1 protein-coding gene and 1 pseudogene are annotated in these 1,269 nt (G+C 51.8%); both read left to right on the forward strand.

Going from position 1 to position 1,269, the window contains the following annotated elements:
* Positions 1–641, forward strand: a 641-nt coding sequence (locus tag BBW68_RS09910) for an IS30 family transposase (protein ID WP_102135779.1), incomplete at its 5' end; no start/stop codon positions are given.
* A 208-nt stretch (positions 642–849) separates the two neighbouring features.
* Positions 850–1,203 (forward strand): annotated as a pseudogene (locus BBW68_RS09915) (recombinase family protein); the annotation flags it as partial.
* Positions 1,204–1,269: the final 66 nt, after the last annotated feature.

Below are 1,269 nucleotides of genomic sequence, written 5' to 3' on the forward strand. Positions count from 1 at the left end.
TCAGCAAGAATACGCTTTATCGCTATATCCAACAGGAGCGACAGGCTGGCGGAGAGCTGTATCAGCAACTTCCTCACCGGGGAAAACGCTACAGCTACAGTGCCGAGAACCTCAAACGACGCCCTATTCCCAACCGCGTTGGCATTGAGCATCGCCCACCTGAAGCCGACCTCAAACAGGAACCTGGCCATTTCGAGATTGACACCATCTTCGGCAAAGATCAGAAGTCATTCCTGCTCACTCTCGTAGATAAGGCCCTGAAAACCGTCATCATTCGCAAGTTGCCCAATAAGCCGGCGGAGACCGTGGCTGCCGCTTTCAGGGACATTGAAGCCAATACCTTCTGCGAGTTTAAGACCCTGACCGCAGATAACGGCCCTGAATTCGCCCTGCACGAGCAAATCACGGAAATCACAGGGGCGCAGGTCTACTTTGCACGCCCATACCATTCCTGGGAACGTGGCCTGAATGAGCATACCAACGGTCTGATACGGCGCTTTTACCCCAAGGGAACCGACTTCAGTCAGGTGAGCCATCGCAAGATGGCTGAACTCGAACACATACTCAACACGCGCGGGAGAAAATCACTGGGCTATCGTTCCCCCAACGAGGTATTTTTAACGCACTTACTGGCGGCATAAGCCCCCTCGGTTTTGTTGCGTTTCGAGTGGGAATGGGGCGAGCTATATTTGCTGAAAATGGCATTCCCCCGGAATTTTGTCACATTATACTCCTGATTGACCCTTTACGTGCATTAGATTGAATGACGGATTAAGTGACTGGTTTTGATATTAAAAGTGTACTGATGCACACTGTCACATAATCGACCGTATAGATGACAGGTGTGAAATGTTAATTGGTTATATGCGCGTTTCAAAAATTGATGGTTCGCAGACAACGGATCTCCAGCGTGATGGATTGCTTGTTGCCGGTGTCAGTCCGACGCATCTTTATGAAGACTATGCTTCTGGCAAAATTGAAGACCGCCCCGGGCTGATGAACTGCCTGAAAGCATTACGGGAGGGCGACACGCTGGTTGTCTGGAAACTGGATCGCCTGGGACGCGATTTACATCATCTGATCAACACGGTTCACGACCTGACGGGGCGGGGTGTGGGACTTAAGGTTTTGACGGGACATGGGGCTGCCATTGATACCACTACTGCTGCGGGCAAACTGGTTTTTGGTATTTTTGCGGCACTATGGCGGTGGCGCGGTGGTCCACCACTACCTCGATCACCGCACGGGGAAGCATAAGCGCCAGACGCT

Origin of the sequence: Candidatus Erwinia dacicola (assembly GCF_001756855.1) — a bacterium.
Taxonomy (GTDB): Bacteria; Pseudomonadota; Gammaproteobacteria; order Enterobacterales; family Enterobacteriaceae; genus Erwinia; species Erwinia dacicola.